The 13,655-nt window shown below is 68.7% G+C and carries 9 protein-coding genes and 1 pseudogene; 6 read left to right on the top strand and 4 right to left on the bottom strand.

Annotated elements, in window-relative coordinates; translation table 11 throughout:
* The 3 genes from NRY95_20985 to NRY95_20975 all read right to left on the bottom strand — a co-directional run bounded on the left by NRY95_20985 (nt 1) and on the right by NRY95_20975 (nt 6,576).
* Complete coding sequence (locus NRY95_20985) at nt 1–1,080, bottom strand: alpha-ketoacid dehydrogenase subunit beta (GenBank protein UYC16124.1); 1,080 nt, start codon at nt 1,078–1,080, stop codon at nt 1–3.
* Complete coding sequence (gene pdhA, locus NRY95_20980) at nt 1,073–2,161, bottom strand: pyruvate dehydrogenase (acetyl-transferring) E1 component subunit alpha (GenBank protein UYC16123.1); 1,089 nt, start codon at nt 2,159–2,161, stop codon at nt 1,073–1,075. The genes NRY95_20985 and pdhA overlap by 8 nt, the downstream gene beginning before the upstream one ends.
* A gap of 851 nt (nt 2,162–3,012) precedes the next feature.
* The gene (locus NRY95_20975; protein ID UYC16122.1) at nt 3,013–6,576 is read right to left on the bottom strand and encodes a lamin tail domain-containing protein; all 3,564 of its coding nucleotides are present in this window, start codon (nt 6,574–6,576) and stop codon (nt 3,013–3,015) included.
* Between the two features lie 165 nt (nt 6,577–6,741).
* On the opposite strand from NRY95_20975, the pseudogene NRY95_20970 reads away from it, so the two are divergent.
* The 3 genes and pseudogenes from NRY95_20970 (at nt 6,742) to NRY95_20960 (ending at nt 9,993) form a co-directional block, all read left to right on the top strand.
* A pseudogene (locus tag NRY95_20970) lies at nt 6,742–7,593 on the top strand (tryptophan 2,3-dioxygenase family protein).
* 251 nt (nt 7,594–7,844) lie between these two features.
* Nucleotides 7,845–9,368, top strand: a complete 1,524-nt coding sequence (locus tag NRY95_20965) for an oligopeptide:H+ symporter (protein UYC16121.1) — start codon at nt 7,845–7,847, stop codon at nt 9,366–9,368.
* Nucleotides 9,369–9,384: 16 nt separating this feature from the next.
* Nucleotides 9,385–9,993, top strand: coding sequence for a thioredoxin family protein (locus NRY95_20960; protein ID UYC16120.1), 609 nt, complete (start codon nt 9,385–9,387; stop codon nt 9,991–9,993).
* Between the two features lie 132 nt (nt 9,994–10,125).
* Here the strand turns inward: NRY95_20960 and NRY95_20955 are convergent, their stop codons facing one another.
* Nucleotides 10,126–10,614 (bottom strand): MarR family transcriptional regulator, encoded by a 489-nt coding sequence (locus NRY95_20955; protein UYC16119.1) that lies wholly within the window; start codon nt 10,612–10,614, stop codon nt 10,126–10,128.
* A 179-nt stretch (nt 10,615–10,793) separates the two neighbouring features.
* Here NRY95_20955 and hppD point away from each other — a divergent pair, with 179 nt between their 5' ends.
* The 3 genes from hppD (at nt 10,794) to hmgA (ending at nt 13,654) form a co-directional block, all read left to right on the top strand.
* A complete protein-coding gene (hppD, locus tag NRY95_20950) occupies nt 10,794–11,861 on the top strand; it encodes a 4-hydroxyphenylpyruvate dioxygenase (protein ID UYC18655.1) in 1,068 nt (355 codons plus the stop codon).
* Nucleotides 11,862–11,942: 81 nt separating this feature from the next.
* A complete protein-coding gene (locus NRY95_20945; GenBank protein ID UYC16118.1) occupies nt 11,943–12,356 on the top strand; it encodes an endonuclease domain-containing protein in 414 nt (137 codons plus the stop codon).
* Nucleotides 12,353–13,654 (top strand): homogentisate 1,2-dioxygenase, encoded by a 1,302-nt coding sequence (gene hmgA / locus NRY95_20940; GenBank protein ID UYC16117.1) that lies wholly within the window; start codon nt 12,353–12,355, stop codon nt 13,652–13,654. Before NRY95_20945 ends, hmgA begins: the two co-directional genes overlap by 4 nt.
* Nucleotide 13,655 lies beyond the last annotated feature (1 nt).

The following is a 13,655-nucleotide window of genomic DNA, read 5'->3' as shown; positions in this document are numbered from 1 at the left end:
TCAGCCTGCGGCGACGGCACGCCTGGCCGCCGCGACGATCTTGTCCACGCTCGGCAGGTATTTCATCTCCAGCCGGAACAGGGGAATGTGGGTGTCGTAGCCGGTCACCCGCTGCACCGGCGCGAGCAGGTCGTACATCGACTGCTCGGCCAGGCGCGCGGCGATCTCGGCGCCGAAGCCGGCGCTGCGCGGGGCCTCCTGCACGATCACGCAGCGGCCGGTGCGCGCCACCGATTCGGCGATGGTGTCGAAGTCCAGCGGGCGCAGCGTGGCCACGTCGATGACCTCGGCGCTGATGCCGTCGGCGGCCAGCCGGTCGGCCGCTTCCAGCGCTTCCTTGACCTGCGCGCCCCAGGCGACCAGGGTCACGTCGCGGCCCTCGCGCAGCACGAAGCACACGTCCAGCGGCAGCGCCTCGCCGTCGTCGGCGACCACTTCCTTGTACTGGCGGTAGATGCGCTTGGGCTCCATGTAGATCACCGGATCCGGCTCGCGGATCGCCGCCAGCAGCAGGCCGTAGGCGCGCTGCGGCGAGGACGGCAGCACCACGCGCAGGCCCGGCACGTTGGTGAAGATGGCCTCGTTGGCCTCGCTGTGGTGCTCCGGCGCGCGGATGCCGCCGCCCCACGGCACGCGCAGCACCATCGGGCAGTGCAGGCGGCCGCGGGTGCGGTTGCGCAGGCGCGCGGCGTGGCAGATCAGGTGATCGACCATCGGATAGACGAAGCCGTCGAACTGCGCCTCGGCCACCGGCTTCATGCCCTGCGCGGCCAGGCCGACGGTCAGGCCGGCGATGGTGGTCTCGTCCAGCGGCGTGTCCAGCACGCGCTGCGCGCCGAAGCGCTGCTGCAGGCCGGCGGTGGCGCGGAACACGCCGCCGTTGACGCCCACGTCCTCGCCCAGCACCAGCACCGACGGGTCGTGGTCCAGCTCCCAGGCCAGGGCCTGGGTGACCGCTTCGATCAGGGTGATGGGGGTGCTGGTCATCGGGCTGTCTCCGCGCGCTGTGGCCGCGCTGTGGGCGGTGCCGGCCGCGGGCGCGGCGGGGGTGTCGGCGAGGCGAGGGCTGAGCTCATCCATGGCGCTGCTCCAGGGCGATGGCCTCGGCGCGCTGCGCGAGCAGGTCCGGCGGCGGATCGGCGTACAGGTAATCGAACATCGCTTCCACCGGCTGCACCGGCGTGGCCAGGTAGGCATCGACCTCGATGTCGACCAGGCGCGCGCATTCCTGCTTCCAGGCCGCTTCCTCGGCCTCGTTCCACAGGCCCTGCGCGGTCAGCCAGGTGCGCAGCCGGGTCAGCGGCTCGCGTTCCCAGGCCTGCTTGACCTCGGCCTCGTCGCGGTAGCGGCGCGCGTCGTCGGCGGTGGTGTGGTCGGACAGGCGGTAGGTCATGAATTCGATGACCGTGCCGCCCTGGCCGGACAGCGCGCGTTCGCGCGCCTGGCGCATCGCCTCCAGCACCGCGATCAGGTCGTTGCCGTCCACCTGCAGGCAGTGCAGGCCGCCGGCCAGGCCCTTCTGCGCCAGGGTCTGCGCGCCGGTCTGCGCCGTGCGCGGCACCGAGATCGCCCAGCCGTTGTTGATCACGCACAGGATCAGCGGCAGCTGGTAGGCGCCGGCGGAATTGAGCGCGGCATAGAAATCGGTCTTGGAGGAGCCGCCGTCGCCGCAGGTGGCGACCGCGACATGGCCTTCGCCGCGCAGCTTGAACGCCAGCGCCGCGCCGGCCGCGTGCAGGCACTGGGTGGAGATCGGCACGCAGATCGGGAAGTCCCTGGCGGCGTCGGAATCGCGCAGGAAGTCGCTGCCGCGTTCGTCGCCGCCCCAGTACAGCAGCACCTCGCGCGGGCGCACGCCGCGCATGAACATGGCGCCGTACTCGCGGTAGCTGGGCGCCAGCACGTCGCCGCTGCGCATCGAGGCGCCGATGCCGATGTGGGTGGCCTCGTGGCCCAGGCACGAGGCGTAGGTGCCGAGCTTGCCGGTGCGCTGCAGCGCCACGGCCTTGCTGTCGAAGGTGCGCACGTAGAGCATCTGCTTGAACAGCGCCAGCAGGGTCTGCGGGTTGGCCGAATCGGCCGGGAGGGCGTCGCGGACCGGCTGGCCGCCCGCGTCGAGGTACTGCAGGTATTCGATTTCGAACTGGGCGGCGATGGTCATGACAGCGGCACTCTCGACAACAAGTTTCAAATGATATGACTCGGCATGTTAAGGAAGGCGTGCACAAAAGCCGTCCTGCACCGCAGCACGGTATCTTGCTGGATTGCAGCAAAAACGCGCGCCTTGTGGGCCATGCGCGTTGCTGGCGTTCACGTGGGCGATTGTTGCGGTGCGATGGGTGGCTGCGCGGCGTGTGTGGATGTCTAGCGGTGGACGGTTGGAACTGGGCGTGATGGTGGCGGCCGTGGCATGAGGCGATTGCGCGAAAGCAGTGGCGACGGCAACAGCAAGATCAAGAGCTTTCGCGCCGGTCGGCGCGAGTCACTTTTGTCTTGGCAAAAGTAACCAAAACCGCTCCCGCCCGACGCGAGCCGGTGCGATGGAGCCGCACCGTTGCCCTGCGCTCCTCGCGACGAGCGGCATTTATCCCCTTTTCGGGACAGCGCCCAAACTCGCTTCGCTCAAACAGGGGCGCCTCTTCGGCCGCTCGCCACTGCGGTGCTCGGCTCGCTTTAAGGCGGGACGTTTCAACAGCGACAGCTAACGGCAACAGCAAGAGCTCGAGCGACAGCGAAAGGCTCGAAGCGGGAGCGAAGGCTGCATTCGAATGGAGGGCGGCCTGTCGGCTGTTCCCTTCTCCCGTCGGGAGAAGGTGCCCCGCAGGGGCGGATGAGGGTACGGCGCGAAGCGTCTCGCAGCGTTTGAGGGCACGAGGCTGCGCCCGGACCCTCACCGCAACCCCTCTCCCGAGGGGAGAGGGGCTTGAGCAACAGCAGAGCGGCTTCAGCGAGTGCAAAAGAAAAGGGCGCGGCTTGCGGCCGCGCCCTTGTTCTGCCCGAAGGCGGCTGCGCTCAGCGGCCGATGCGGGTGCTGAAGCGTGCCGCGTTGTCGGACGGGTCGGCATCGGGCGAAGCCGAGCTGGCGCTGGCCTCGATCACGATGCTGCGGTCGGCCGGCAGCGGCCGGGTCGCGGTGGTGAGGGTGAACGTGGTGCTCGCGCCCGGCGCCAGGTCGGCGCGGGTGCTGCACTGGTACTGCGCGCTGCGCAGGCCGTGGGCCTGGCGCACGCACTGCCAGCCGCGCGGCGGCACCAGCAGCGACAGCACCGACAGGGTGTTGCCGCTGACGCTCAGGCTGGCGCGCTTGACCGGCGCATTGCCATGGTTGCTCAGGGCGATGCGGTAGTTGGCGCTGAACGCGGCCAGCGGCAGCGTCGCCGGGCCGTCGATGCGCAGCGCCAGGTTGCCCGCAGGCGCGGCCTGCACCGCCACCGCGGCGCTGGCGCCGTTGTTGCCGGCGTTCGGGTCCTCGGTCTGCGAGGCGACCGACGCGGCCAGGGTCAGCGAACGGCCGACCAGGTCGGCGCCGGCCGGCACCGCGAGTTCGAAGCGCTGCGCCGCACCGGCGGCGAACTCGGTGGTGGTGCAGGTCACCACGGTCTGCGCGGCCACCTCCGGCGCGGCGCAGTCCCAGCCCGGGGCGGCGGTCACGCTCGGCGTCACCGCCGCATCCAGGGCGAAGGCGACCGCGGCGAAGCGCGCCGCGTCCGGGCCGGCGTTGCCGACCTCGACGCTGTAGCGGATCGTGTCGCCGGCATGGACCGCGGCATTGGCCGCGTTCACCGTCACGCCCAGGTCGGCGCGCTGCAGCGGCTTGAGCTTGAGCAGCACCACCGCCGGATCGTGGTCGGACAGCCGCGCCGGCGAGTTGGCGTCGTTGCGCGCGGTGGCCGGGAAGTCGGCGTTGAGCCGCGCATGGCCCTCGACCAGGCTGGCGACCTGCGCCGACTGCATCAGCGCGCGGTTGGCCAGGATGTGGTCCAGCGACTGCACGTTGCCGTCGTAGGCGTAGGAGTAGCTCTGGTCCGGGGTCGACAGCAGGGTCAGGTTGTACAGGTCCGGGTCGACCAGGTCGACGCCGTCGCCCTCGACCACGGTCTGCGCGTCGGCCGAGGGCAGGCCGGTCACCGTGCCCATCGCATCGACATAGCCGTCGTTGAACTCGAAGGCGTTGAAGTCGCCCATCACCAGCAGCTCTTCATCGGGATCGGCCGCCTGCCGCGCCTGCAGCAGGTTGGCCAGGAACACCGCCTGCGCCTGGCGCTTGGCGCGGATGCGCAGGCCGCTGGCGTCGTCGGTCTCGGCGCCGTTGAGCGAGCGCTGGTGCACCTCGACCACGGTCAGCGGCAGGCTGCGGCCGTCGGCGAAATGCACGATCGCCTTCAGCAGCAGCGGCGGACGGTCGTTGAGCAGGCTGGTGCCGCCGGCCGGTTCGGTCCAGGTGGTGGCCTTGCCTTCCTGGCTGACCGAGACCACTTCCACGCGGGCGACGCCGGCGCCGACCTCGGCGGTCTTGACCAGGAAGCCGACGTCGATGCCGCCGACGTCGTTGCCTTCCTGCAGGTAGGCCACGTACTGCGGATCGGGCTGGCCGGCGGCGACGGCGTCGGCGTTGACGCGCGCGGCCAGGGTCTGCAGCACGCTCAGGTTCTCCACTTCCACCGTGCCCAGGATGTCGGGCGTATTGAGGTAGTTGCGGATCGCCAGCGAGGCCTTGTTGAGCCGCGCCTGGTAGGCGGCCGCGGTCAGCACCGGTTCGCCGAGCGCCGGGTCGTTCTGGTCGTCGAAGAAACGCTCCATGTTGTAGGTGGCGACGTTGACGTCGTCGGCCTGCGGCGCCGGGGCCGGCTTGGGCTGGTCGGCGCCGTTGCACTGCACGGTGGGCGCGGTTTCCGGATAGATCGTGTAGCGGCGGAAACTGTAGTCCAGCGGGCCGCTGACGCCGAGCACCACGCAGCCGCTGGCCACGTCGATACGCTCGCCGCCCAGGCCGGCGCTGCCCACCGCGATCACCTGCGGGTTGGTGTTCCAGCGCTGCACGTCGGCCGGGGAGCCGGCCGGCAGCGGGTCGGGCTGCTGCACGCCGGCCGTGCGCCAGGCGCGCGGCAGGCCGGTGACCACGGCATGGAACACGCCGTTGCTGCTGGCGGTGGCGTTGCTCTCGTTGACGCTGCCGCCGGTGGGCGCGTTGACGGTCAGGCTGGGCACGGTGACGCGCATGCCTTCCAGGCGCTCGAGCTGGTCGTAGGCGCCGCTGGGGTCGGGGAAGCTGGTGGTCAGCGTCACCGCGGCCGGCAGCGGGTTGCCGGTGGACTGCAGCAGCACGGTCGGGGTGCCCAACTCGGTCAGCGGCGGCTGGGTCGGGTCGGCGCTCGGCACGTACTCGAGCACGGTGGCCTGCACCCGCACCGCATTGCCCACCGCGGCCTCGGCCGGCGGCGCGCTGCCGGTGTAGACGTAGATGCCTTCGGAGGTCTGCGGATCGGCATCGGCCTCGGCGTCCGGCGCCTGCAGGAAGAAGCCGGCGCTGCGCCGCGCGGTGACGATGCCGCTGGTGGCGACCACCTGCCCGACCAGCGGCGACCGCGCGCCGCTGCCCTGGATGCTGTGGATCGGCACCAGGTTGAAGTCGTCGTTGAGGATCACCCCGCTGGCGGTCAGCGTGGCCGGCAAGGCACCGCTGATGCCGGTGATGTCGAGGTAGAAGGTCTCGTCGGGTTCGTTGGCGGTGTCGCCATTGACCAGCACGCTGACCTGCGCGCTGCTCTCGCCGGCGGGAATGGTCACGCTGGTCGCGGCCACGGCCTGGTAGTCGCTGCCGGCGCTGGCGCTGCCGTCGCGGGTGGCGACGCTGAAGCCGACCCCGCCGCTGCCGGCCGGTTGGCTCAGGGCGATGGTGAACACGAACGCGGTGCTGCCGCTGTCGCCTTCGCCACGGCTGACGTTGGCCACGCTGGCCACCGGCTGGTTGCCGCCGCCGCACAGGTTGACCGCCGCCGCCGTATTGCGCGGGGTCGGCGCGCCGGTGGCGAAATCGGCGTTGTTGTTGTCGCTGTCGCTGCAGCCGCCGGTGCCGCGCAGCACCGCCAGGGTGTTGCTCGGCGCGGCGGTCGGCGCGCTGCCTTCGGCGCAGCTGGCGCTGCTGCCGTAGCCGACGAAATCGACGTTGCCGGCAGGGCAGGCGCCGCTCAGCGCGGTCGCCGCGTTGCTCAGCGCGACCTTGCCGGCGGTGCCGCTCATCGCGGTGGTGCCGGTGGCGTCCGGGGTCGGCAGCGCGGTGCTGCCGCCGCTGCCGTCGGCCTGCTTGACCAGGTAGTAGCCGCCGGCGGGAATGCTGCCGGCCAGCGTGGTGACCTGCCAGCTGCTGCCAGCGGCCGAGGCGTACTGCACCGACCAGCCGGCCAGGCTCACCGCCTCGCTGCCGTTGTTGTGCAATTCGATGAAATCGCTCTTGTAGGTGGCGCCGCTGTTGCCGCCACCGCCATAGACCTGGCTGATGACGACCTGGGCCTGGCCGGTTCCGGCACAGGCGAGCGCGCACGACAACACTGCAGCACGAAGCAGCATGGTTCGCATGACGAAGACTCTCCCCAATCCTTGAAGACGCAAGTTACGGCGATGACGGACGGCGCTCCCCAAAGCGCCGGCTCGATTCTGCCCGAGTTTGCCGCCCGCCGCTGACCGGGATGTGACAGGCGTCGCTGCGGTACCCTTGCCGGCCCCGGATCGCCGTTGCCGCCCATGCCCGTCGAACAGAACCAGCGCCCGCTCGAAGCCGGCATCCACACCGACCTGGAAGGCCGCGTCACCTACGGCGGCTACCTGCGGCTGGACCAGCTGCTGTCCGCGCAGCAGCCGCTGTCCGACCCGCCGCACCACGACGAGATGCTGTTCATCATCCAGCACCAGACTTCCGAGCTGTGGCTGAAGCTGCTGGCGCACGAGCTGCGCGCGGCGATCATGCACCTGCAGCGCGACGAGGTCTGGCAGTGCCGCAAGGTGCTGGCGCGCAGCAAGCAGGTGCTGCGCCAGTTGACCGAGCAATGGTCGGTGCTGGAGACGCTGACCCCGTCCGAATACATGGGCTTCCGCGACGTGCTCGGCCCGGCCTCCGGCTTCCAGTCGCTGCAGTACCGCACCATCGAGTTTCTGCTCGGCAACAAGAACGAACAGATGCTGCGCGTGTTCGGCCACGACCCGCACGGCCAGGCGGCGCTGCAGGCGGTGCTGGAAGCGCCCAGCCTGTACGAGGAATTCCTGCGCTACCTGGCCCGTTTCGGGCATGCGATTCCCGAGCAGTACCGGGCGCGCGACTGGCGCCAGCCGCATGTCAGCGATCCGCTGCTGCGGCCGGTGTTCGAGCGCATCTACGAGAACACCGACCGCTACTGGCGCGAATACGCGTTGTGCGAGGACCTGGTGGACCTGGAGACCCAGTTCCAGCTGTGGCGCTTCCGCCACATGCGCACGGTGATGCGGGTGATCGGCTTCAAGCGCGGCACCGGCGGCTCCAGCGGCGTGGGCTTCCTGCAGCAGGCGCTGGCGCTGACCTTCTTCCCGGAACTGTTCGAGGTGCGCACCTCGGTGGGGCTGCTGGACGGGCGCGACGTCGCGCCGGGACTCGGGACTCGGGACCCGATGGTGCGCCGCAGCCGTCTTAGGCACGCGCTTGGGGGCCGCTTTCAAGCGTTGCGCTCGTGTCGGGGGCGCCTGCGAGTCCCGAGTCCCGGGTCCCCAGTCCCGACCCAATTTGACGCCAGCGCCAACTGTCGGTGATGCTCGCCCGTTCCCCGGCCCGGCCGGGAATCGCCCCCGCCCATACTGAATACGCAAGGGAACACCGCATGAGCGTTGACGACGTCGCGTCGCACCCCCCAGCCTCACCGCCGCAGCCGCCAGCGCAACCGCCCGAATTCAAGACCCTGCTGGGCCATCCACGGCCATTGTGGATGCTGTTCATGACGGAATTCTGGGAGCGCTTCGCGTTCTACGGCATCCGCTGGGCGCTGGTGCTGTACATCGTGGCGCAGTTCCATGGCGGCCAGGGAACGGGTCAGGCCTCGGCCAGCGCCACTTACGGCGCCTATCTGGCGCTGGTCTACGCGGCGGCGATCTTCGGTGGTTACATCGCCGACCGGGTGCTCGGCTACCAGCGTTCGATCCTGGTCGGGGCCGCGGTGATGTCCGCGGGTCTGTTCCTGATCTCCATTCCCAATCCGCAGATCTTCGAGCTGGGCCTGGCGACGGTGGTCGTGGGTAACGGCCTGTTCAAGCCCAACATCTCGACCATGGTCGGCAAGCTGTACAGCGCCGCCGATCCGCGCCGCGACAGCGGCTTCACCATCTTCTACATGGGCATCAACCTGGGCGCGATGATCGCGCCGTGGCTGACCCAGCAGCTGGCCGAGAAGGTGTTCGGCACCGAGGCGATGCCATCGTACAAGATGGTGTTCATCGCCTCCGGCATCGGCATGCTGATCAGCCTGGTGTGGTTCTGGTTCGGCCGCAGGCAGCTCAAGGGCATCGGCGCGCCGCTGCATGACGGCGCCAGCCGCATGCGCGTGGTCTACGTGCTGCTCGGCATGCTGCTGGCGATCCCGGCGGTGTACCTGGCGCTGGCGGCAGGCGCCGAGGTGCTGCAATGGATCCTCAGCACTATGTTCGTGGCCCTGGCGGTGATGCTGCTGGTCGAAGGCATCCGCAATGGCAAGGTGGCGCGCGACAAGGTGATCGCGATGCTGATCATCTTCGCCTTCAACGTGCTGTTCTGGATGTTCTTCGAGCAGGCGGGCAGTTCCTTCACCTTCCTCGCCGACGAGATCGTCAACCGCCGGTTCGGCGACTGGACCTTCCCCACCGCCTGGTTCCAGTCGGTGAACTCGCTGGCCATCATCACCCTGGCGCCGATCATCGCCTGGATCTGGGTCAAGGCCGGCCGCTTCAATCCCTCGATCTCGCGCAAGTTCGCGCTGGGCCTGACCTTCAACGGCCTGGCCTTCCTGCTGCTGATGTTCGCGCTGTCGAGCCTGGTGGACGACGCCGGCAAGATCCCGTTCTGGACCTTGTTCATGGTCTACGTGATCCAGTCGGTGGGCGAGCTGTGCCTGTCGCCGATCGGCCTGTCGATGGTGACCAAGCTGGCGCCGTTGCGTCTGGTCGGCTTCGGCATGGGGGGCTGGTTCCTGTCCACCGGCATCGGCAACAATCTGTCCGGCATCTTCGCCAGCCACGTCAGTGGCGAGGGCGGGATGACGGTATCTTCCGCGCTGAGCGGGTATACCTTCGGTTTCTGGGCGCTGCTCGGCGCCGGTGTGTTGTTGTTCCTGATTGCACCGCTGATCAACAAGTTGATGCACGGTGTCAAATGACGTGAGGTAGATCGCAATGGCGAACAAGACGATCAAGACGATAGGCAGCGTGGCGGCGCTGATGCTGGCCCTGGGCGGCTGCGGCAAGGCGCCTGCGCCGGAGCCGGAACAGGCGCCGGCCAAGCCGCTGGACACCTCGGTGCAGAAGCCGCCGGTGGCCGATCCGAACCAGCCGGTGGCCTCGGGCAACACGCCCGCCGCCGCCGATGTGGCCGCGGCGGCGGCGCTGGGCGCGCAGTTCGATCCGAACCGCGATCCGGCCAACGACCTGGAAACGGCCGAAGTGGAAGCCAAGCGCGGCGGCAAGCGCATCCTGCTCGACGTGGGCGGCGAGTGGTGCTCGTGGTGCCACATCCTCGATGACTTCATCGAGGGCGACGCCGAGCTGCGCAGCTTCCGCGACGCCAACTACGTGTGGGTCAAGGTCAACTACAGCGACGAAAACAAGAACGAGGCGTTCCTGGCGCAGTACCCGAAGATCGAGGCCTACCCGCACCTGCTGGTGCTCGACGCCGACGGCAAGCTGCTGCACTCGCAGTTCACCGGCGAGCTGGAGAAGGGCAAGGGCTACGACCGCAAGAAGTTCTTCGACTTCCTCAGGCAGTGGGCGCCGCCGAAGACCTGAGCGTACTCGCGAGGCCAATGGCAGACCCCATGAGAGCGGCTGGGGTCGCTGTGGGAGCGACGGGCTTTACCGGTAGAGCCCGTCGCGACTGAAGTCGCTCCCACAAGGGGCGGCACTCGTGATGGCCCTACCTCATTTGCCGGTCATGCTCGGCAGCCCCTCGGCCGCCAGGCGATCGATCAGCCGGTTCAGCACGCGCTGCTCCTCCTCGTTGAACGGCGCCAGCAGGCGGCGCTCGCATTCCAGCACCATCGGCGCGATCACCTGGTAGACCTCCACCCCCGCCTCGGACAGGTGCAGCACCGAGCGGCGGCGGTCGTCGCCATGGGTCTCGCGCTGGATGAAGCCGCGTTCCAGCAATCGTGCCACCGCGCGGCTCACCGCCACCTTGTCCATCGCGGTGCGCTCGGACACCTCGCCGGCCGACAGCCCCGGGTACAGCGCCAGCACCGCCATCACCCGCCATTCGGTCACCGCCATGCCGTAGCGCTCGCCGTAGACGCGGGCGATGTTGCTGCTGATCCGGTTGGACAGCACGCTGATGCGGTAAGGCAGGAACTGCTCCAGGTCGAGCGAAGGCTGCTCGGGCGCGGGCGGGGCGTTGGGGGCGATCGACGTCATGCTGCATTGCACCTTGCTGGTGGTTTCATTTGTAACTATAACGGAGGAGACTACTGTCCATTCTCGCGAGTCTGGCGTCCGTCCGCATCCGAAATTTCGGCCGGCCGCTGCCCGCGTCCTCCAGGAGACGAGCCATGAGCGCACAACCGCAGTATCCGTCCCAGCCGGCCAACCTGGGCATGCAGGTCACCACCTTCGAGAACCCGATGGGCATCGACGGCTTCGAGTTCGTCGAGTTCGCCGCGCCGGCCGGGCAGGGCGAACGGTTGCACGCCTACTTCCGCAGCATGGGCTTCAGCGCGGTGCTGCGCCATCGCAGCCGCGCGATCACCGTGTACCGGCAGGGCGGGGTCAACTTCCTGGTCAACGAGGACCCGGAGTCGTTCGCCGCCGATTTCGCCGCCGCGCACGGGCCGTGCGCCTGCGGTTTCGCGATCCGCTTCCGGCATCCGGCCGAGGAGGTGTTCGCCAAGGTGCTGGAGAACGGCGGCGAGGCCATCGGCGACAAGGCCGACACCCGCGCGGTGCCGGCGCCGGTGGTCAAGGGCATCGGCGACTGCATGCTGTACCTGGTCGACCGCTATGGCGAGAAGGGCTCGGTGTACGCCGAGTTCGAACCGGTGCCCGGCGCCGACCAGCACCCGGCCGGCTTCGGCCTGACCTTCATCGACCACCTGACCCACAACCTGTATTTCGGCAACATGCAGCGCTGGTCGGACTACTACGAGCGCCTGTTCAACTTCCGCGAGATCCGCTACTTCGACATCAAGGGCGCCAAGACCGGGCTGACCTCCAAGGCGATGACCGCGCCGGACGGCGTGGTGCGCATCCCGCTCAACGAGTCCTCCGACCCGAAGAGCCAGATCAACGAATACCTGGACGCCTACCACGGCGAAGGCATCCAGCACATCGCCTGCTTCACCGACGACATCTACGAGACCGTGGAGCGGATGCGTGCGGCCGGCGTGGACTTCCTGGACACCCCGGAGGCCTACTTCGAGGTGATCGACCAGCGCATCCCCGACCACGGCGAAGACGTGGCGCGGCTGGCCAGGAACAAGATCCTGATCGACGCCGACCCGGAGACCAAGCAGCGCAAGCTGCTGCAGATCTTCACCCAGAACTGCATCGGCCCGATCTTCTTCGAGATCATCCAGCGCAAGGGCAACGAAGGCTTCGGCGAAGGCAACTTCCAGGCGCTGTTCGAGAGCATCGAGCGCGACCAGATGAAGCGCGGCGTGCTCTGACGGCCGGGACCGGCATGCGCCGACACGGCAAAAGCCCCTCTCCCGACGGGAGAGGGGTTGGGGTGAGGGTACGGTGGCGTCATGAAGCCCAAGCCGCCATTGCCCACAATGATCTTGGTAAATGCGCGCAAGTTGCGCCGCGATATGACGGATGCGGAACGAAAGCTTTGGCAGCATTTGCGCTGTGAGCGGCTTTACGGTTTGAAGTTTCGCAGGCAGCACCCGGTTCCACCTTACGTCGTCGATTTCTATTGCGAGGCATTGAAGCTGGCTGTCGAGCTGGATGGCTCGCAACATTCGACAGCGGCCGACGCCGAGCGGACCCGCTACCTGCAGTCGCAAGGAATGCACGTACTGCGCTTTTGGAACAACGATGCAATGCTGCAGCCGGACGCTGTCCTGGAATCGATTCTGGATTTTGCCGGCGGCCGTACCCTCACCCCAACCCCTCTCCCGATGGGAGAGGGGCTTTCAGAGCCAGAGTCCACGCCATGAACAGCCAGCATCAGGGTTACCAATCCGGCTTCGGCAACGAATTCGCCACCGAGGCGGTGCCGGGCGCGCTGCCGGTCGGGCAGAATTCGCCGCAGCGCGTGGCCCATGGCCTGTATGCCGAACAGTTATCCGGCACTGCGTTCACCGCACCGCGCGGGGTCAACCGGCGCAGCTGGCTGTACCGGATCCGTCCGGCCGCGGTGCATGGCACGTTCGCCGCGTACACGCAGGCCGGCGGCTTCCATAACGACTTCGATGCCGGGCCGGTGTCGCCGGACCAACTGCGCTGGAGTCCGCTGCCGCTGCCGCAGGCGCCGGTGGATTTCGTCGATGGCCTGTACACCATGGCCGGCAACGGCTCGGCCGAGGCGCAGCACGGCGTGGCGGTGCATCTGTACGCGGCCAATGCGTCGATGCAGGGCCGCTTCTTCTACAACGCCGACGCCGAACTGCTGATCGTGCCGCAGCTGGGCCGGCTGCAGCTGTGCACCGAACTGGGCACGCTGGAGCTGGAACCGCAGGAGATTGCGGTGATCCCGCGTGGCGTGCGCTTCCGCGTCGCGCTGCCGGACGGCCGGGCGCGCGGCTATGTGTGCGAGAACTTCGGTGCGCTGCTGCGGCTGCCCGACCTGGGGCCGATCGGCGCCAACGGCCTGGCCAATCCGCGCGATTTCCTCACCCCGGTGGCGGCCTACGAGGAAGACGAAGGCGACTTCGCACTGATCGCCAAGTTCCAGGGCCACCTGTGGCGTGCGCCGATCGCGCATTCGCCGCTGGACGTGGTCGCCTGGCACGGCAACTACGCGCCGTACAAGTACGACCTGCGCCGCTTCAACACCATCGGCTCGATCAGCTTCGACCATCCCGACCCGAGCATCTTCACCGTGCTCACTGCGCCCAGCGACACGCCGGGCACCGCCAACCTGGACTTCGCGATCTTTCCGCCGCGCTGGCTGGTGGCGCAGCACACGTTCCGGCCGCCGTGGTTCCACCGCAACGTGGCCAGCGAGTTCATGGGCCTGGTGCACGGCGTCTACGACGCCAAGGCCGAAGGCTTCGCGCCCGGCGGCGCCTCGCTGCACAACTGCATGAGCGGGCATGGTCCGGATGCGGCGACCTTCGACAAGGCCTCGCAGGCGGACCTGTCGCGGCCGGACGTGATCGCCGACACCATGGCCTTCATGTTCGAGACCCGCGCGGTGCTGCGCCCGACCGCGCAGGCGCTGGCCGCCGCGCATCGCCAGCGCGACTATCAGCAGTGCTGGCAGGGCCTGCGGCGCAACTTCCGCGCGCCGTGAG

Source organism: Xanthomonas campestris pv. phormiicola (assembly GCA_025666215.1).
Taxonomy (GTDB): Bacteria; Pseudomonadota; Gammaproteobacteria; order Xanthomonadales; family Xanthomonadaceae; genus Xanthomonas_A; species Xanthomonas_A campestris_A.
The sequence above is the reverse complement of the archived record's forward strand: the minus strand, read 5'-3'. Positions and strand labels throughout refer to the sequence as shown.

Coding starts and splice junctions, on each gene's coding strand:
- NRY95_20985 (UYC16124.1), bottom strand. CDS start 1,080: ATGGATGAGCTCAGCCCTCGCCTCGCCGACACCCCCGCCGCGCCCGCG.
- pdhA (UYC16123.1), bottom strand. CDS start 2,161: ATGACCATCGCCGCCCAGTTCGAAATCGAATACCTGCAGTACCTCGAC.
- NRY95_20975 (UYC16122.1), bottom strand. CDS start 6,576: ATGCGAACCATGCTGCTTCGTGCTGCAGTGTTGTCGTGCGCGCTCGCC.
- NRY95_20965 (UYC16121.1), top strand. CDS start 7,845: ATGAGCGTTGACGACGTCGCGTCGCACCCCCCAGCCTCACCGCCGCAG.
- NRY95_20960 (UYC16120.1), top strand. CDS start 9,385: ATGGCGAACAAGACGATCAAGACGATAGGCAGCGTGGCGGCGCTGATG.
- NRY95_20955 (UYC16119.1), bottom strand. CDS start 10,614: ATGACGTCGATCGCCCCCAACGCCCCGCCCGCGCCCGAGCAGCCTTCG.
- hppD (UYC18655.1), top strand. CDS start 10,794: ATGCAGGTCACCACCTTCGAGAACCCGATGGGCATCGACGGCTTCGAG.
- NRY95_20945 (UYC16118.1), top strand. CDS start 11,943: ATGAAGCCCAAGCCGCCATTGCCCACAATGATCTTGGTAAATGCGCGC.
- hmgA (UYC16117.1), top strand. CDS start 12,353: ATGAACAGCCAGCATCAGGGTTACCAATCCGGCTTCGGCAACGAATTC.